The organism is Castellaniella sp. FW104-7C03 (genome assembly GCF_040276085.1).
Lineage (GTDB): Bacteria > Pseudomonadota > Gammaproteobacteria > Burkholderiales > Burkholderiaceae_B > Castellaniella.
On record NZ_JBELOK010000011.1, the window covers coordinates 28,764 to 46,800 of the forward strand.

Consider the following 18,037-nt stretch of genomic DNA (forward strand, 5'->3'; position numbering starts at 1 on the left):
CGTCCATATTCCCGCCACTTTCATGCACAGGTGATCCATGACTGAAGCCATCTGGCTAGGCCTCATCCATCTTTTGTCCTTCGAAAACCTTGCACTGATTGTGGCGGGTACTGTGGCCGGCATGGTCATTGGCGCCCTGCCTGGCCTTACCGCTACCATGGCCGTGGCCTTGCTCGTGCCCTTTACCTTTAGCATGGAACCCATTGGCGGCCTGGTTTTGCTGGGCTCCATCTATATGGGGGCCATTTATGGCGGCTGTTTCAGCGCTATCCTGATCAACACCCCGGGCACTCCCAGCTCGATTGGCACCACATTCGACGGTTACCCCATGGCCCGGCAAGGCCGCGGCGAAGAAGCTGTGATCGGTGCCACCGTGGGCTCGGCCATTGGCGGTGTATTTGGTGTTATCTGCCTGATTTTTTTAAGCCCCTTGCTGGCCGATATCGCCCTGCGCTTTGGCCCGGCAGAGTATTTCTGGGTGGGGGTCTTTGGCATCACCATCATTTCAAGCCTGTCCTCGGGTGCGTTTTTAAAAGGCATGACAGGTGCCGCATTTGGTGTTTTGATCTCCACCATCGGCATCGCACCGGTGGGCGGCGATGTGCGCTTTACGTTTGGCTCGCCCGCCATGCAGGCCGGTGTGGACCTAATCGTGATTCTGATCGGGCTGTTTTGTATCCCCGAGCTCCTCAATCTGGTTTTTCATTCTTCGAGTGGTAAAAACAGCATCGATTATCGGCGTGCCAAAGGGGTACTGGGCACAACTGTCCGGCGTGTTTTTGCCATGCCAGGCAATTTGCTGCGGTCTTCCATCATCGGCACGGTCGTGGGCATTTTGCCGGGCGCGGGTGGCAGTATCGCCAATCTGGTGTCCTACAACGAAGCCAAACGGGCTTCCAAAACCCCCGAAGAATTTGGTACCGGCAAGCTTGAGGGGGTGGTGGCCACCGAAACCGCCAACAACGCCGTGGTGGGCGGCGGCCTGATCCCCCTGCTGACGCTCGGTATCCCGGGAGCCCCGCCAGACGCCATTATTTATGGCGCCCTGATGATGCAGGGCCTGCGCCCGGGGCCGCAGCTTTTCTCAGAGCACGCAGACATCACCTACACGTTTATGCTGGGCGTAGGGCTATCAGCATTGGTCATGGTGCCCGTTGGCCTGTACGGCGGCCGGCTGCTGGCACGCTTTGTGTCGCGCCTGCCGGTGCGTTATCTGGTACCTGGCATCGCTATCCTGACCATCGTGGGTTCTTATGCGATTCGCAATAATTTTCTGGATGTCATCCTGATGCTGGGCTTCGGTGTTGCGGGGTACGTCCTGCGCTACTTTGGTTTCAGCGCGGCGCCCATCGTGCTGGGGCTGATTCTGGGCCCGATCATGGAAACCGGGCTGGTTCAAGCCAACCTGATGGGTGCGGGCTACGCACACTCCTGGTATGCGCTCTTTGTGAATCCGCTGTCCTGGATTCTGATTGGCCTGTCGGTATTTTCCTTCTTGTGGCCATATTTTGGCCCCATACGGGCACGGCTGCGCCGGCCCGACACCCGATCTTCCCTCTAAAGAGGCATAATCATGAGCCCACTGCTTCGCGACCGCCTGGGATCACTGCTGATGCTTGCCTTCGTGGCAACGTTATGGGTGCAGCGTGACTACACCAGCCCCTTTGGCGGCATGTTTCCCGACACCATGATGGCCTTCATGGCCTTCTTCATCGCGCTGACCCTGATCCTGTCGTTTACGCCCTGGCCGGCCATGCCAGAGGACCAACCCGGGGCCTCCGAAGTTGATGCCCCCACATCACCCGGCCTGCAGCAGGTATTGGTGGTGATTGTCCTGCTTGCACTCTGGACGGGCTTGTATCGTCCCGCGGGTTTTGCGCTTACCGGCACCCTGGGCTTTGCCGCCATCGCCTGGTACCTGGGCGACCGCCACGCAGGCGCACGGGGCATCATAAGGGCGCTGGGTCTGGGTGCACTGGTCAGTTTCGTCGTATACATGGTGTTCGACTACTTCCTGCTGGTACCCCTGCCCCCTGGTTTCTTGTTCGAATAACCCTACCGGACTCTTGATCTCATGACCATCCGCATCACTGATGTTCGCGAAAGCACTCGCCCCATCTCATCGCCCATTCGTAACGCCTATATCGATTTTTCCGCCATGACCATCAGCCTGGTGGCCATACACACCAGCGTGATACGCGACGGCAAGCCGGTCATCGGCTACGGCTTCAACTCCAACGGCCGTTACGGCCAGGGCGGCCTGATCCGCGATCGCTTCGCTCCACGCCTGTTGGCGGCAGATCCCGCTACGCTGCTCAACGAGGCTGGCGACAATCTCGACCCGCATCGGGCATGGGCGGCGATGATGTCCAACGAAAAGCCCGGTGGCCACGGAGAACGCTCTGTTGCCGTCGGCACACTGGATATGGCGCTTTGGGATGCCTGCGCAAAGATTGCGGGCGAGCCCCTGTTTCACCTGCTGGCCAAAGCACACGGGCTTGAGCCAGACCCCCGCGTTTTTGTGTATGCCGCCGGTGGTTATTACTACCCAGGCAAGAACCTCGACGCCCTGAAGGCGGAGATGCGCAGCTATCTGGATCGCGGCTACACCGTGGTCAAAATGAAAATCGGTGGAGCCTCTCTCGAAGACGACCGGGCCCGCATCGAAGCCGTACTAAAGGAAATTGGCTCAGAAGCCCAGCTGGCGGTGGATGCCAACGGCCGGTTTGATCTCGAAACCGCGATTGCCTACGCACGGATGCTGAGCGACTATCCGCTGTACTGGTACGAAGAAGCCGGTGATCCCCTGGATTACCGCCTGCAGGCGGTACTGGGCCAATACTATCCCGGGCGCATGGCTACCGGCGAAAACCTGTTCAGCCACCAGGATGCCCGCAATCTTCTACGCCATGGCGGGATGCGCCCCGACCGCGACATCCTGCAGTTTGATTGCGCCCTCAGCTACGGCCTGGTCGAATACCTGCGCACCCTGGAGGTCATCAAACAGCACGGCTGGTCCCCCCGCCAATGCATCCCCCACGGAGGCCACCAGATGTCACTGAACATCGCGGCAGGCCTGGGGCTGGGCGGCAATGAGTCCTATCCCGACCTGTTTCAGCCCTACGGTGGATTTCCTGACAGCGTCAGGGTCTCGGAGGGCTACATCACAATGCCAGAGCTGCCAGGCATCGGCTTCGAAGGAAAATCCGATCTCTACCGGGAAATGCAGGCGCTGGCTTAAACATCACGCCTGGTACAGCCGCACAGGCCCTGCCGGGCTACACTGCACCGCATCTCATGGAGACCCAAATGAAACCCTTACGTATTGCCGTCATCCCAGGCGACGGTATCGGCCAGGAAGTGATGCCCGAAGCCCTGCGGGCACTTGATGCACTCTCAAGCAAGCATGGCCTGAACCTGCAGTTTCAGCACTTCGACTGGGCTTGTGCACAATACTGGCAAGCACACGGCACCATGATGCCCGAAGACTGGTTCGAGCAAACCCGCCACTTTGACGCCATCCTGTTTGGTGCGGTGGGTTGGCCAGATACCGTGCCCGATCACGTGTCGCTGTGGGGCTCATTGCTTAAGTTTCGCCGCGGTTTCGATCAATACATCAATTTGCGTCCTGTGCGCCTGATGCCTGGCGTACCCTCACCTCTGGCCGGCAGGGCTCCCGGCGACATCGACTTCATGGTGGTGCGCGAAAACACCGAAGGCGAGTACACCGATCTTGGCGGCCGGATCTACCAGGGTACGGATCGCGAAATCGTCATTCAGGAATCCGTGTTTTCACGCCACGGAATCGACCGCGTACTTCGATTTGCCTTCGAACTCGCAAAAAGGCGCCCACGCCATCACGTCAGCTCGGCCACCAAATCCAATGGCATCGCCATCAGCATGCCTTACTGGGATGAGCGCCTGGCCGCTATGGCTGCCAAGTACCCGGACATCACCTGGGACAAACACCACATCGACATCTTGTGCGCCCGGTTTGTATTGCAGCCCGATCGCTTTGATGTGGTGGTGGCTTCCAATCTGTTTGGCGACATTTTGTCCGACCTCGGGCCCGCCTGCACTGGCACGATTGGCATTGCCCCGTCGGCGAACCTTAATCCGGAGCGTACCTATCCCTCGCTATTCGAGCCCGTCCATGGCTCTGCACCGGACATCTACGGAAAAAATATTGCCAACCCGGTGGGCATGATCTGGTCGGCGGCGATGATGCTGGAGTTTTTCGGCGAGCAGGCACCTGCGTGCCTGGAAGCTGCACAGTCGCTGATGACGGCCATCGAGCATGTCCTGGAAAACGGCCCATGCACACCCGACCTGGGCGGAGCCGCCAACACCACACAGGTTGGCCAGGCAATTGCAGCGCACATCAGCTCTGCCAAGCCCTGACACATCTCTGCAGGCAGATCAGGATGCGCGCACCCCGTGCACCTCGCTTAGCGCAGCCGCCAGATAATCCACAAAGACACGCACACGCGTGGAAAACTGGTGGCGTTGCGCATAAACAGCGTAGATATCTGCGTCGGGTGTGGCGTAATCCGGCAGCACCACACGCAAGCGTCCATCTTGCAGATACTCCTGGATGTCCCATTCTGCCCGCATCAGAATCCCGTGATGATCCAGCGCCCACTTGACGGCAATCTCCCCGTCATTGGTCGCCAGGGGTCCATGGATACGGATAGTTTCGGCCTTGCCGGCCACGGCACGCCGGTTGCTTAACCGCCAGACACCATAGGCTTCATCCCCCTGCCGGATACCAATACAACAATGCCTGGCGAGGTCGCGGGGTGTCTCCGGCACGCCATGCCGGGCCAGATAGGCCGGTGTGGCGCACAGCAGCCGACGATTGGGCGCCAGCCATTTGGCCACCACCCGGCCATCAGGGGGTTCGCCAAACCGGACGCAAACATCGTAGGCATCCTCGGTTAAAAGCGGCGGAGACACTGATAGCTGCAGCTGGACGGACACCTCAGGATAGGCGGTGATAAAGGACGAGATCACTGGCGCCACGTGACTACGCCCAAAACCAAGTGTTGCATTGACCCGCAACAGACCGGTGGGCCGTTGCTGGGCACCACCCAGCAAGTTGCTTAATGTGTCCACTTCCTCAAGGATCCGGCGGGCATGTTGCAGATACACTTCGCCTTCGGGCGTCAGCAACATGCGGCGAGTGGTCCGGGTAACCAATGGCACCCCTGCACGGCGTTCCATCTGCGCCAAGCGTTTGCTGACAGCTGCAGGCGTCAACCCAAGCTCTCGTGCAGCCGCACTGAGGCTGCCCGCACTGGCCAATGCAGAGAAAAAACCAAAATCTGCTGCCTGAACAATTTCACTCATGACCTCACCTATGAATCATAGTTAAGCATGCTATGTAGGAAACCATCATTTATCAACCCATGGTTAGGCAAAAATAGAGACTTTGATATTCAGGAAAGCACCATGAGAAATTACCGTATCGCAACCATCCCAGGGGATGGAATCGGCAAAGAAGTCATCCCCGCGGGCCGTCAGCTGCTACAGGTGCTTGCCGGCGCAGACGGACAGTTCTCTGTTGAGTTCACGGATTTTGACTGGGGGGCGGACTACTACCGGGCGCATGGCGTGATGATGCCCGATGACGGCCTGGAAGCCCTGCGTGACAAGGACGCCATTTTGTTTGGCTCTGCCGGAGACCCCCATATTCCCGACCACATTACCCTATGGGGGCTCAGGCTAAAAATCTGCCAGGGGCTGGACCAATACGCCAATGTTCGCCCGACACGGATACTCCCGGGCATCGATGCACCCCTAAAGCGCTGCACCCCTCAGGATCTGGATTGGGTAATCGTGCGCGAAAACTCGGAGGGCGAATACTCGGGCGTCGGTGGCAGGGTTCACCAGGGGCAAGCACTGGAAATCGCCACCGATCTGTCCATCCTCACACGTGCGGGTGTCGAGCGCATCATGCGTTTCGCATTTCGCCTGGCGCAGTCACGGCCACGCCGACTCCTTACAGTGATCAGCAAAAGCAACGCACAGCGCCATGCCATGGTGATGTGGGATGAGATCGCCCACCAGATCGCACAGGAATTCCCGGAGGTTACCTGGGACAAAGAGCTGGTAGACGCCGCCACCGCACGTATGGTTAACCGCCCTGCCTCATTGGACACCATTGTGGCCACAAACCTTCACGCGGATATTCTCAGCGACCTGGCCGCTGCCCTGGCCGGCAGCCTGGGCATCGCACCCACTGGCAACATTGATCCCGAGCGCCGCTACCCCTCGATGTTTGAACCGATTCACGGCTCAGCCTTTGACATCATGGGCAAAGGCCTGGCCAACCCGATCGGCACGTTCTGGTCTGTGGTGATGCTGCTGGAACACTTGGGCGAGCATCAGGCCGCAGCAAAAACCATGCGGGCCATCGAAACCGTCACGGCCAACCCTGCACTGCACACTCAGGATCTTGGCGGGCACGCCACCACCCGGGAAGTGACAGAAGCCATCTGTCTGCTGGTATCGGCGCCTGTTACTTAAGGTTGACAGTTCAGCAGATAGCACGCGCCTATACAAACCTTTTAAGCCAGGTTTTATGTGTTTTATGCAACATCGCAGGCCCGCGGATGTAATAACTTTATATAGCGATTGGCGCCTTTGTATTTTTACGACACAATGGACACATCGTCATACAAATCAGGCTGTTCGCCGTTATTTGCAATCAAAAGGGCTCTCCCATGCGTGCATTTAAAATCGCTACCCGGCTCGCGTTGGGTTTCAGTCTCGTTCTTTTGCTGTTACTGATTATCGCTGCTGTCAGCATCTGGCGTATGCAGGGCAGCAGCAGCCAAATGCGCAGCATCATCGAGTCTGGTCTAAGCACCGAACGCTACATCGCCGAGTGGGAAAAAAACACGGCAATGAACGCCTTGCGCACCACCACAGTGGCACAAATCACAAACGCCACACTGGCTGACAGCATTAAAAAAGACATGAAGGCCACCAGCGCGAAAATCTCCGTGCTGCAAAAGCAGGTTGAGGCCAACATCAATGATCCCGAAGCCCGTGAGCTGTTCGGCATTGTCCAGGCAAAGCGCTCCGAATACATTACCGCACGCACCGCCGCCATCAAAAACCAGGAATCCGGCAACGAAGCAGCTGCCCGCCAGTTTTACGATCACGATCTGGCCAATTACCTGAGTGCCTACGTAGGCAGTGTCAGCAATTTGCTGACATACCAAAGGCAACTGATTGACCGCCACGCCCAGGAGCTGGATCGCAGCAACCAGCTGGGCATGGTCCTGGCTGCCAGTATTACTTTGCTGGCTTTGGTACTGGGGCTATTGTTTGCATGGCGAGTCACCCGATCCATTACAGGCCCTCTGCGCTCCACTGTGCTGCTGGCACAATCCGTGGCCAACCGGGATCTCAGCCAGCAGATCCAGCCCCAGGGAAAAGACGAAATCACCGAGCTCGAACACGCCTTGCAGCACATGTCTCAAGGGCTGCACAGCACAGTCAGCGAGCTGCGTTCGGGCGCCATGTCTATTGCTACAGCCGCCGCACAAATTTCCAGTGGCAACCTGGATCTGTCGTCCCGTACTGAAGAACAGGCCAGCTCTCTCACAGAAACGGCCTCCACCATGGAGGAGATCACCGCCACGGTACGCCAAAATGCAGACAACGCCCAACAGGCCAATAGTCTGGCCACTTCGGCCACCCAGACAGCCACCCACGGGGGGGCGCTTGTCACAGAGCTCGTGTCCACCATGAGCAAAATCAATGCACAATCACAGCAGATTGTGGACATTATTGGCGTTATTGATTCCATCGCCTTCCAAACCAATATCCTGGCACTGAATGCGGCTGTCGAAGCTGCACGCGCCGGAGAACAGGGGCGTGGCTTTGCGGTGGTGGCCTCCGAAGTCCGTGCACTGGCACAACGTTCTGCTGGCGCAGCCCGCGAAATCAAGTCTCTCATCGATACCTCGGTGGCGGCCATCACCACGGGCAACCAGCAAGCCAGCAATGCCGGGGCCTCCATGCAGGACATCGTCCATGCCATTCATCGCGTCACCGACATCATGAACGAAATCAGTTCAGCCAATCGCGAACAAACTCACGGCATCGAGGAAATCAACACGGCCATCACGCAAATGGATGATGTCACCCGCCAGAACGCCAGCTTGGTAGAACAATCTGCAGCCGCTGCAACCAGCCTGCAAGGACAGGCGGATACCTTGGCCAATCTGGTGGCCACCTTCAGGCTGGCTGCAAACACTGAACCTCGCTCACGTCGGCCACATGTTGCGCTTTTAGCGCAGTCCTGAACACACCTGCCCTGCCGGCCCTCCAATACTTCGGGGGCCAGGCGGCGGCGCCCATACACCTGACAACGATGGCTACACCATCATCACACATCACTATAATTCAGCCTCTCGCCTGAGCAGATCCTTCAACATGAAAGCAATTGCGCGGCGGGCAGCACTCAGGATACCAGGCTGGTTGTGCCTGGTTATTCTTGGCCTGTGCAGCCCGGCATGGGCCATGGCATCAGGTGCCAGGCTGCCCATCCGCCAGCCCCACACCACAGCCCTTCTTCAGCCGGCCTCATCCAGGCCAGTGGCCTGCACACACGGCAAGACTCTCAGCGTCGTGGCCCACCCGGATGATGACTTGCTTTTCATGAACCCGGATCAGAACGACGCCATCCAGCATAAACAGTGCGTGATGGTCCTGTATCTGACAGCGGGCGACCGAGGAGAAGGCCTGCCTTATTTGCAAGCCCGCGAGCGGGGCCTGATGGCCGCTTATGCGGCAATGGCCCGGGTAGCCAACCATTGGCAGACAGACGGCTGGCTGGTCGGTGGGCATACTGTGGTTCGCCACACCCTGAAGGCAACCCCCCGGGTGCAGCTGATCATGTTGCGTATTCCCGACCCCTGGCTGGGGCATGGTTGGGGCAGCCTGACGCCGCTTAGCCAACTGGAGTCTGTGGCACATACAGGCGTACTCACCTATGCCCCGTATCCGACGCACTTTGATCGCAACAGCTTGATTCAGTGGTTATCGGCCGTTATCCAGGCCGTACAACCCAATGACATCCGCCTGATGGACGGCTCGATCACGATCCCCTATACCCAGCTGTGCTGGCGCTGCCGCGGACACGACCACCCCGATCACATTGCCAGTGCACGTCTGGTACAGGCGGCAATACAAGCCATGCCGGGCCCTTATCGGTCACAGCGATACCTGGGCTACCCCAGCCAGGAGCGCCCTGGTAATTTAAACGCCAGCCAAAAGGCTCTTAAAACCGCTGTTTTCTTGCGCTATATGGCTAACGACCCGCGTTACTGCGCCCGCCAATCGAAATGTTCGCGCCCACGCGGCCCCGAGGCTGCATGGGTGTGGCGACAATATCGACTGGATGATGATGCGGCTGGCCCCATGCCCAAACTGCTGCTGGCAAGCCCTCAGACGTCTTTATCGGCGTCGGCCAAATCACCCGACTGAATACGCTTGAGTACAGCCTGATCTGCGCGGGTGAGTTCTCCGCGCTGCTGTGCCGCCTGCAGCAAATCCGGACGGTGCCTGGAAGTAATTGCCAGCGAAGCCTCACGCCGCCAAGCGGCAATATGGGCATGATGGCCAGACAGCAAAACCTCGGGTGTTTCGATCCCACGCCAGAGTTCAGGCCGGGTGTAATGGGGACTATCCAGCAAGCCGCTAAGCGCTGGATTAAAGGAATCCTGCTCAGCCGAGGCAGCATCGTGCAAGACACCAGGCAACAGGCGCACGATACTGTCAATCAGTACCATGGCACCCAGCTCGCCACCCGAGAGCACAAAATCACCCAAAGAGATTTCCTGATCGACATACGCATCAATAAAGCGCTGATCAATGCCTTCGTAGCGGCCGCAAACAAAAATCGCACCGGTACTGGTTGCCATCTGAGAAGCCAAACCTTGCTGATGCACCTGACCAGCCGGAGACAGCAGCACCACTGGCGCCAAAGCGCCAGTATCGGCCTCTGCCTGCTGGCGAGCTGCCCGGACGGCGTCAATGGCCAGTGCCAGAGGCTCGGCCATCATCACCATGCCCGGGCCACCGCCAAACGGACGGTCATCCACAGTCCGGTGGACGTCTTGCGTGAAATCGCGGGGGTTCCAGGTGTGTAACGACCATTGCCCGCGCTGATGAGCGCGGCCACTGACGCCGTACTGGCAAACAGCTGCAAACATGTCCGGAAACAGCGTAATGATGTCAAAGCGCATAACGGCCCGGCGCCTTAAAAATCAAGCGGCCAATTGCTGATCAGCTTGCGGTTGGGGAGATCGACCTGCTGAACATGCGCTGCCACAAAGGGAACCAGCACATGGCGCAAGCGGCCACGGGCATCGTGCGCCGGCTGAAAATCTCCGGCATCATCATAAGCACCACACGCCACTTGCAGCACAGCGTGAGCCGAGTTATCGAAGATTTGGTCGATCTGCCCCATCAGGACAGACTCTCCCGAATCAGACTGCGCGTAAAAGTCACAGCCGATAAGGTCGATCCAGTAGTATTCGTCTGCCTGGGCATCTGGAAACGCCGCACGCGGCACCCAAACAGTGTATCCGCGCAATTGTTCGGCAGCGGTACGGTTGGCCAGGCCAAGCAGCTGTGCCACGCAGTGGTCGCCCTGCTGCCGAAACACTTGTACCTGCCATTGGACAGGACGCGAAAAGGCACCAGACTCGAGTGGCGAGTTTGGTGCCTTTAACCACCAGACCGGTGCATTTTGCAATGCCTGGGCCTGTGGTGAGTAGGGCTGGATATTAACCCAGCCCTGGATGCCGTGTGCCGAAGCCACCCGGCCAACCTCGATGAGGTCCTGGGGGATGGCTGCGTCAGAAGAGGATTCTGGCATGTCGGCCGAATCAGGCGGCCGTGGCCACCTTGGCGGAGTATTCCTTGACCAGGCGATCAACCGTACCCGACAGCTGGGCACCGTTGGACACCCAATGCTGGATGCGATCCAGAGAGATGCGCAGTTTTTCCTGGCCTTCATTGGCTACGGGGTTGTAAAAACCCACGCGCTCGATGAAACGGCCATCGCGGCGATTGCGCGAATCGGCAGCAACGACATTGTAGAAGGGACGCTTCTTCGAGCCGCCGCGGGCCAGACGAATCACAACCATTGATAATCCTTTGATAAACCGGTGTAAAACACAAAATTTTAGCACTATGACACTGAATATCGCAATGAGTCTTTGCGTTCAGGCCCATAGCGGACGATGAAAAACAACAGGCTATGCCTGCAAATGATTAACGCCGCTGCACATAGTGCAGCATGACGGTGTCATCCTGAGCAACCTGAGCCAGCAACGGGTTGCCTGTTTGCTGGCAAAACGCCTGGAAATCCCGGGCAGCATGAGGGTCGGTGGTAAGTACCGCCAACACTTGTCCGCTGGATAAATGTGCCAGCGCCTTTTTGGTGCGCAGGATGGGCAGGGGACAATTGAGCCCCTTGGCATCCACCTGCTGATCAGGCACTGGCAAAGATGTATCAGACATTACGCGGCCTGCAAACGGGAAGCCAGCCACGTTGCCACGCCGGCAACCGCAGCATCCAGTGCGGGCACATCCGTACCCCCACCCATGGCCATATCAGGCCGCCCGCCACCTTTGCCACCCACCTGCTTGGCAACTGCGCCCACCAGATCACCGGCCTTGACACGAGAAGTGAGCTCGGGGCTGACGCCTGCCACCAGGCTGATTTTGTCGTCGGTGACTGCCGCCAGCAAAATCACGGCATTGGAAAGCCGGGACTTGAGCTGATCAACCATGCTGCGCAAGGCCTTGGGATCCACACCATTGAGACGGGTAGCCAGCAATTTGACCCCGGCGACGTCTACCGCCTGGCCTGCCAGATCGGCACCTGCTGCGGATGCCAGCTTATCCTGAAGACGCTCGAGCTCGCGCTCGAGGTGACGGGATTGCTGCTGCAAGGCCTGGATACGCTCGGGCACCGCGCTGGTTTGGGTTTTAAGCAGGCTGGCTGCGTGGCTTAGCACATCTTGCGTATCTTGCACCCAGGCCAGCGCATTGCGGCCGGTGATCGCCTCGACCCGGCGAATCCCCGCCGCCACCCCGCTTTCAGAGGTGATCTTGAACAGGCCAATATCACCAGTGCGTGAAACATGGGTACCCCCGCAAAGCTCGCGAGAAAACCCAATATCCAGTACGCGAACGACATCACCGTATTTTTCACCAAAAAGCGCCATAGCGCCGGCAGCGACGGCTTCGTCGTAGCCCAGCAAACGCGTTTGTACTGCCTGATTGGCCAGAACCTGCGTATTGACGATGGCTTCTACTTGGGCGATTTCGTCGGTGCTCAGTGGCGCATCGTGGGCGAAGTCGAAACGGGTTTTGTCTGGATCCACCAAAGAACCCCGCTGCTGGACGTGCTCACCCAGCACCTGACGCAAGGCCTTGTGCATCAAGTGTGTGGCGGAGTGGTTGCGCATGGTGTCGGCACGGCGCTGGCCATCTACCTGTGTTTGCACGACATCCCCCACGGACAGTGTCCCTTCGAGGACGGTGCCATGGTGACCAAACACAGTACTTTGGATTTTTTGTGTATCTGCGACCTGAAAACGGGCCGCCGCGTTGTGCATGACGCCAGTATCACCCACCTGGCCACCCGACTCGGCATAAAACGGTGTGGCATCCAGCACCACTACGGCATCCTGCCCCTGGGCAATCGAATCGACCAAGGTGCCATCAATATATAAACCAGTGATGGTGGCCTGGCCTTCGAGGTGCTCGTAGCCATCAAAGCGGGTATCCACGCCATCGTAGCTGAGGTCGGTCGCAGCCTTGAACTTGCCTGCGGCACGAGCCTGCTCGCGCTGGTGCGCCATGGCGGTTTCGAAGCCGTCAAGATCCACCTGAATTTTGCGCTCGCGGCAGATATCGGCAGTGAGATCCACCGGAAAACCGTAGGTGTCGTACAAGGTGAACAGCGTTTGACCATCCAGTGCCTGCCCCGGGGGCAGGGCTGAAAGCGCAGACTCGAGAATCCGCATGCCGTTCTCGAGGGTTTCGCCAAAACGTTCTTCTTCCTGGCGCAGCACTTGCTCGACGCGTGCCTGCTGGGCGGAGAGCTCTGGATAAGCAGCACCCATTTGCTCGACCAGATCGGCTACCAGCCGGTGGAAAAACACCCCTTTTTGCCCCAGCTTGTGACCATGACGCAAGGCACGACGGATGATGCGGCGCAGCACGTAGCCTCGCCCCTCGTTGCCCGGAATCACACCATCCACCACCAAAAAGCTGCAGGCACGGATGTGATCGGCAATCACCTTGAGCGAATTGTCGGCAAGATCGCTGGTGCCGGTTTCACGGGCGGCGGCGCGAATCAGGTGCTGAAACAAATCGATGTCGTAGTTGGAATGGACGTGTTGCAGCACCGCTGCAATGCGCTCGAGCCCCATGCCGGTATCTACACAAGGCTTGGGTAGCGGGTGCATGGTGCCCTGGGCGTCACGCTCGAACTGCATGAACACCAGGTTCCAGATTTCGATGTAACGATCACCGTCTTCTTCGGGAGAGCCCGGCGGGCCGCCCCAGATATCGTCGCCATGGTCGTAAAAGATCTCGGAGCACGGCCCACAGGGGCCGGTATCGGCCATCTGCCAGAAATTATCCGAGGCATAGCGCGCGCCTTTGTTGTCGCCAATGCGAATAATGCGCTCGGGGGGAACCCCCACCTGCTGGGCCCAGATATCATAGGCTTCGTCGTCTTCGTGGTAGACAGTGACCCAGAGCTTTTCTTTGGGCAAACCATAGACGTCGGTAAGCAGCGACCATGCGTACCGGATCGCATCCTGCTTGAAATAATCGCCAAAGCTGAAATTGCCCAACATCTCGAAAAAAGTATGGTGACGGGCGGTATACCCGACATTTTCGAGATCGTTGTGCTTGCCACCCGCCCGAACGCAGCGTTGGGCGGTGGTTGCACGATGGTAGGGCCGACTGTCTTTGCCGGTAAAGACGTCCTTGAACTGCACCATACCTGCATTGGTAAACAGCAAGGTTGGGTCGTTGGCCGGCACCAGGGGCGAGGACGGTACGACCTGATGCCCCTTGGATTCAAAAAAGGACAGGAACTTCTGACGGATTTCGGAGGTTTTCATTCGTTAGGCCGCAAGGGGAAACTAGCCGGCCATTATAGAATGGCTTTCCGGGAAACGCTGCGGCAATGCTTATGCGTAGCTATGTTCTTCCATCGCCTCGATTGCTGGATAGAACTCACGGTTTTCGCGCACCATCCGTGTATGGATGTTTTTAAGGACAACATTGGCCTCAGCCTTGAACTCTTCAGGCTTTTTGCTCAGCAGCGTGGCATTGCTCCAGCGACGCGCAAAATTGATGAATGCATTGGCAATGCCCGGCATGTCATTTTGATAGGTGCGGCTCATGTTGGCCATGGCAACGTCGCCGCTACGCTCCAGGGACGGATACAAAATACGGTCTTCGATCGCCAGATGCTGTGTGATCACCTGTGACAGCGCCTTGAGCTCGTGTGCAATATCCACGGCATACTCAGCCACCCCCTGATGTGACAGCTTGCGCAGTACGGCAATACCGCTGAGGATTTCGACGTGATGGCTTTTGAAACGATCAATATTCATGGAAGAACTTCCTTCTGGACGGCTAAGTGTGACTGCTTATTTCATAAGATGTATTTTATATAAATCTTTTGCAGCGCACAAGATAGTCAGTGGCAGAATTCAGGTTTTAATGCTGTCTTTAGCGGTCAGGCATAGTTTCAAAGCAGATTTTCGAGGTCATCCCCGCCGGATTCGGGCTCCCAGGAGTGGCTGGACAGCCAGGCGCGAATCCGAGCAACCGCCTGAGAACGCAACTGCGAGACCCGCCCCTCGGTAACCTGGAGCACTGCTGCAATCTCTTTTTGATTAAGGTCTTGTTCAAATTGCAGCGACAACAGTAATTGCTCGCGTTCTGGCAGGTTTTCGATGGCCGACACCAAGGCACCACGCAGGCCCTCACGCACCAGCCAATGAAGCGGATTGGTATCCGATGCACCGTGCCCGGCCGTATTGATTGCGGCGTCTGTATCCATGCCCTCACGGTGCTGAACGAGGTCTTCGATCATCAACACCTGCATGCCCCGGGCGTCTTCCAGCAGAGCCTGGTAGGCGGCCAAGGTAATGCCCATATGATCAGCGATCTCAGTTTCTGTGGGCGCGCGCAGCAACTGGTGATGCAGTACGTGGATGGCTTCTTCGATGGTTCTGGCCTTGGTGCGCACACTGCGGGGCAGCCAGTCCTGGCTGCGCAACTCGTCCAGCATGGCCCCCCGGATGCGGGTGATCGCATAGGTTTCAAACTGGGCATCCGCCTGTTGCTGGTAACGACGCACGGCATCCAGCAGCCCCATCATGCCTGCTTGCATCAGATCATCAAGCTCTACGTTGGCAGGCAAACGCCCGACAAGCGACAAAGCCTGCCGGCGCACAAGCGGTGCATATTGGGCGATCAGCTGATCCTCAGAGACAGACATCGCGCGTGTAAGGGGCCGTACTCATAATTAATGTAAGTATGCACCAAGTTGGCGCCCTAAACTTTTCGACCATCCTGCCGTTATGCCCTTTGAGAAAGCCTATTCAACTAGCCCCGGGGCCACATAGGGGTATTTGCCTGGTTCAAGTAGACATCTTCCGTAAAGGAACGCACATGATCAATTCCATCGGCAGTCAGTTAACCCCCGCCAGCCTGGGCCTGGCACCTGTGGCCCCCAACCAGATTGCCGGCAAGCCAGCGGTCACCCCCGCTGCCGCCCCCGACAATACCCAATCGTCATCCGGCCACACCAATCAGCAGGATGCCGCGCTAAAAGGCAATCCGCCCGCGCCGCCTTCTTCGCTCGAAAAAGCGCTGGAAGTCGTAAACGACAGCCTCACGGCGTGGTCTACCGGCATGCGTTTTGACGTAGACAAAGATACCCAGCAGTTGGTGATCTCCATCATCGACAGCGCCAGCGGCGACGTCATCAAAAAAATTCCCTCCGAAGCCATGTTGCGCATTGCAAAAATGATTGTGCAACTGCAGGGCTCCGGGGTAGACACCAAAGCCTGAACAAAAACTGAATCTCACCCTTGTCGCTGGTTTTGCCCAGAGCCGAACCAGCGCATAATGGATAAAACGGAGTACTTACCATGGCAACTGTTTCCTCTCTCGGCTTGTCCGGGCTGCCACTTACCGACCTGCTTAACAACCTGCAAAAAAACGAAAACCAGGTGCTGGCGGTTATCAGCGACCGCAAGGCCGTTGCGCAGGCCAGGCTCACAGCCTATGGCAAGCTCAAGGATGCCATCGCGTCGTTTCAAAAATCAGCTGAAACCGTTGGCAAAACTGATACGTTTGGTGCAATCGCTGCCAAATCCAGTTCTGAAGCCATCTCAGTCAGCAGCACCAACAAGGCCATTGCAGGGCAGTATTCCATCCAGGTGTCCCAACTGGCTACCTCCCAAACACTGGTTTTTGCAGGCCAAGCCGATCGCACCAGCGCCATTGGTACGGACGGCACCTTGTCGATCACTCTGCAAGACGGCACCACCAAGTCACTGGATCTCACCGGCCAGGACACCTCGCTCAACGGCCTGGCAAATGCCATCAACAACGATAAAGACATCGGCGTCAACGCCACCGTCATCAACGACGGCAGCGGCACCCCTTATCGCCTGTTACTGACCAGTCGCGAAACCGGTGCGCAAAACGCGGTCAGCAACATCTCGGTTGCCAACAACGCCACCCTCGATAGCTTCCTGCAGTACGCCGGTACCGATGCAGCCAATGTCACCCAGGGCCAGGCGGCCCAGGATGCCCTGCTGAACATCAATGGCGTAGACATCACCAGCGCCACCAACACCGTCGAAAACGTGATCGACGGCGTCACCCTGACACTCAATCAAACCACGACAACCGCAGCCACGGTCTCACTGTCAAAAGACGATTCTGTTGCCAAAAAGGCCATACAGGATTTCGTCAGCTCGTATAACAGCCTGTTGGGTACACTCAAGTCGCTCACGTCCTATAACGTTGATAGCCAGACTTCATCGGCACTGACCGGCGACTCCGTCGCGCGTTCAGTGCAAACCCGCATGCGGGATGCCATTTTGGGCGGCTTTGACGCCTCCCAGGGCACCAACCTGTCTCAGATCGGCATCACCACCGACCCCAAAACCGGCGAGCTCCAGATCGACGACACAAAGCTCAGCGCAGCCCTGGCCGACAACACGTCAGGTGTTACTTCTTTGTTTACCAGCGATACCGGTATTGGCAAGCGGGTCAGCGATACCGCCGATACCTTTACCAAAACCGGTGGCATGCTTAGCAGCGCCCAGGACGGCCTCACCAAAACCGTTGCCGACATCCAGGAGCAATACGAAGCCACCGCCGATCGTATCGAACAACGCATGAGCACCTACCGCACACAATTTACTCAGCTTGATGCGATGGTGTCGCAAATGAACTCCCTCAGCAGCTACCTCACACAACAGCTCAGTGCGCTCGGCACTGCCAAGAAATAAAGCACCATGATGACCTACGCCCCACGATCCCGGTCAGCACGCGCCACCGGGTCTTACGCCACCATCGGACTCGAAACCGAGGTACTCAGTGCCTCACCTGAGAGACTGATTTCGTTGCTGTTCCGGGGGGCACTCACCTCCTTGACGCAGGCCCGCCATTATTTTCAGGCTGGCAACATCGCGGCCCGGGGCAAGGCCATCTCCAAGGCAATTGATATTGTTGACTCGGGCCTGAAGGCAGGGGTGGATACCGAGCGTGGCGGCGAGGTCGCCAAATTATTGATTGCCTCGTACGAAATCATTGTGCGAGACCTGATGCTGGCCAACCTGCACAGCGACACCGAAAAACTTGCATCTGCTGAAAAGCAGCTTGGCGACCTGGCCCAGGCCTGGTACACGGCGGTTGACCCCCAGTTTCAGCCCTCCTCCACTCGCGACCCTCAATAGGC

The 18,037-nt window shown here is 57.9% G+C and carries 18 protein-coding genes; 10 read left to right on the forward strand and 8 right to left on the reverse strand.

Features of this window, described 5'->3' with window-relative positions:
- The first annotated feature begins 37 nt into the window (after window positions 1-37).
- The 4 genes from ABS758_RS12990 to ABS758_RS13005 all read left to right on the forward strand — a co-directional run bounded on the left by ABS758_RS12990 (window position 38) and on the right by ABS758_RS13005 (window position 4,401).
- Window positions 38-1,561: a tripartite tricarboxylate transporter permease gene (locus ABS758_RS12990; RefSeq protein ID WP_350383469.1), complete on the forward strand. Its 1,524-nt coding sequence runs from the start codon at window positions 38-40 to the stop codon at window positions 1,559-1,561.
- A gap of 12 nt (window positions 1,562-1,573) precedes the next feature.
- Window positions 1,574-2,053 (forward strand): tripartite tricarboxylate transporter TctB family protein, encoded by a 480-nt coding sequence (locus tag ABS758_RS12995; RefSeq protein ID WP_350383467.1) that lies wholly within the window; start codon window positions 1,574-1,576, stop codon window positions 2,051-2,053.
- A 21-nt stretch (window positions 2,054-2,074) separates the two neighbouring features.
- Window positions 2,075-3,241, forward strand: coding sequence for a mandelate racemase/muconate lactonizing enzyme family protein (locus ABS758_RS13000; RefSeq protein ID WP_492304518.1), 1,167 nt, complete (start codon window positions 2,075-2,077; stop codon window positions 3,239-3,241).
- 68 nt (window positions 3,242-3,309) lie between these two features.
- Window positions 3,310-4,401: a tartrate dehydrogenase gene (locus ABS758_RS13005; RefSeq protein WP_350383464.1), complete on the forward strand. Its 1,092-nt coding sequence runs from the start codon at window positions 3,310-3,312 to the stop codon at window positions 4,399-4,401.
- 18 nt (window positions 4,402-4,419) lie between these two features.
- On the opposite strand, the gene ABS758_RS13010 is transcribed toward ABS758_RS13005, so the two are convergent.
- On the reverse strand, window positions 4,420-5,349 hold the full coding sequence (locus ABS758_RS13010; RefSeq protein ID WP_350383463.1) for a LysR family transcriptional regulator: 930 nt from the start codon (window positions 5,347-5,349) through the stop codon (window positions 4,420-4,422).
- Between the two features lie 102 nt (window positions 5,350-5,451).
- On the opposite strand from ABS758_RS13010, the gene ABS758_RS13015 reads away from it, so the two are divergent.
- From ABS758_RS13015 to ABS758_RS13025, 3 genes are all read left to right on the forward strand, one after another.
- Window positions 5,452-6,528 carry a tartrate dehydrogenase gene (locus ABS758_RS13015; RefSeq protein WP_350383461.1) on the forward strand — a complete coding sequence of 359 codons (1,077 nt, stop codon included), beginning with the start codon at window positions 5,452-5,454 and terminating at the stop codon, window positions 6,526-6,528.
- 197 nt (window positions 6,529-6,725) lie between these two features.
- Entirely contained in the window at window positions 6,726-8,318 is a 1,593-nt protein-coding gene (locus tag ABS758_RS13020; RefSeq protein ID WP_350383460.1) for a methyl-accepting chemotaxis protein, read from the forward strand.
- A gap of 130 nt (window positions 8,319-8,448) precedes the next feature.
- The gene (locus tag ABS758_RS13025) at window positions 8,449-9,501 is read left to right on the forward strand and encodes a PIG-L family deacetylase (RefSeq protein WP_350383458.1); all 1,053 of its coding nucleotides are present in this window, start codon (window positions 8,449-8,451) and stop codon (window positions 9,499-9,501) included.
- Here the strand turns inward: ABS758_RS13025 and trmD are convergent.
- The 7 genes from trmD to ABS758_RS13060 form a co-directional block, all read right to left on the reverse strand.
- Window positions 9,462-10,262: a tRNA (guanosine(37)-N1)-methyltransferase TrmD gene (gene trmD / locus ABS758_RS13030; protein WP_350383456.1), complete on the reverse strand. Its 801-nt coding sequence runs from the start codon at window positions 10,260-10,262 to the stop codon at window positions 9,462-9,464. The two genes, ABS758_RS13025 and trmD, sit on opposite strands and share 40 nt — an antisense overlap.
- A 14-nt stretch (window positions 10,263-10,276) precedes the next feature.
- Window positions 10,277-10,897, reverse strand: coding sequence for a ribosome maturation factor RimM (gene rimM / locus ABS758_RS13035; RefSeq protein ID WP_350383454.1), 621 nt, complete (start codon window positions 10,895-10,897; stop codon window positions 10,277-10,279).
- A gap of 10 nt (window positions 10,898-10,907) precedes the next feature.
- Complete coding sequence (rpsP, locus tag ABS758_RS13040) at window positions 10,908-11,168, reverse strand: 30S ribosomal protein S16 (RefSeq protein ID WP_350383452.1); 261 nt, start codon at window positions 11,166-11,168, stop codon at window positions 10,908-10,910.
- Between the two features lie 127 nt (window positions 11,169-11,295).
- Entirely contained in the window at window positions 11,296-11,544 is a 249-nt protein-coding gene (locus ABS758_RS13045) for a sulfurtransferase TusA family protein (protein ID WP_350383449.1), read from the reverse strand.
- Window positions 11,544-14,168 (reverse strand): alanine--tRNA ligase, encoded by a 2,625-nt coding sequence (alaS, locus tag ABS758_RS13050; protein ID WP_350383447.1) that lies wholly within the window; start codon window positions 14,166-14,168, stop codon window positions 11,544-11,546. The genes ABS758_RS13045 and alaS overlap by 1 nt, the downstream gene beginning before the upstream one ends.
- 69 nt (window positions 14,169-14,237) lie before the next feature.
- Window positions 14,238-14,666 (reverse strand): hemerythrin domain-containing protein, encoded by a 429-nt coding sequence (locus ABS758_RS13055; protein WP_350383444.1) that lies wholly within the window; start codon window positions 14,664-14,666, stop codon window positions 14,238-14,240.
- A gap of 137 nt (window positions 14,667-14,803) precedes the next feature.
- Window positions 14,804-15,559, reverse strand: coding sequence for an RNA polymerase sigma factor FliA (locus tag ABS758_RS13060; protein WP_350383442.1), 756 nt, complete (start codon window positions 15,557-15,559; stop codon window positions 14,804-14,806).
- A 173-nt stretch (window positions 15,560-15,732) separates the two neighbouring features.
- On the opposite strand from ABS758_RS13060, the gene ABS758_RS13065 reads away from it, so the two are divergent.
- From ABS758_RS13065 to fliS, 3 genes are all read left to right on the forward strand, one after another.
- The gene (locus ABS758_RS13065; protein WP_350383441.1) at window positions 15,733-16,134 is read left to right on the forward strand and encodes a flagellar protein FlaG; all 402 of its coding nucleotides are present in this window, start codon (window positions 15,733-15,735) and stop codon (window positions 16,132-16,134) included.
- Between the two features lie 80 nt (window positions 16,135-16,214).
- Window positions 16,215-17,588, forward strand: coding sequence for a flagellar filament capping protein FliD (gene fliD, locus ABS758_RS13070; RefSeq protein ID WP_350383438.1), 1,374 nt, complete (start codon window positions 16,215-16,217; stop codon window positions 17,586-17,588).
- A gap of 9 nt (window positions 17,589-17,597) precedes the next feature.
- Window positions 17,598-18,035, forward strand: a complete 438-nt coding sequence (fliS, locus tag ABS758_RS13075; RefSeq protein ID WP_350383520.1) for a flagellar export chaperone FliS — start codon at window positions 17,598-17,600, stop codon at window positions 18,033-18,035.
- The last annotated feature ends 2 nt before the right edge of the window (window positions 18,036-18,037 follow it).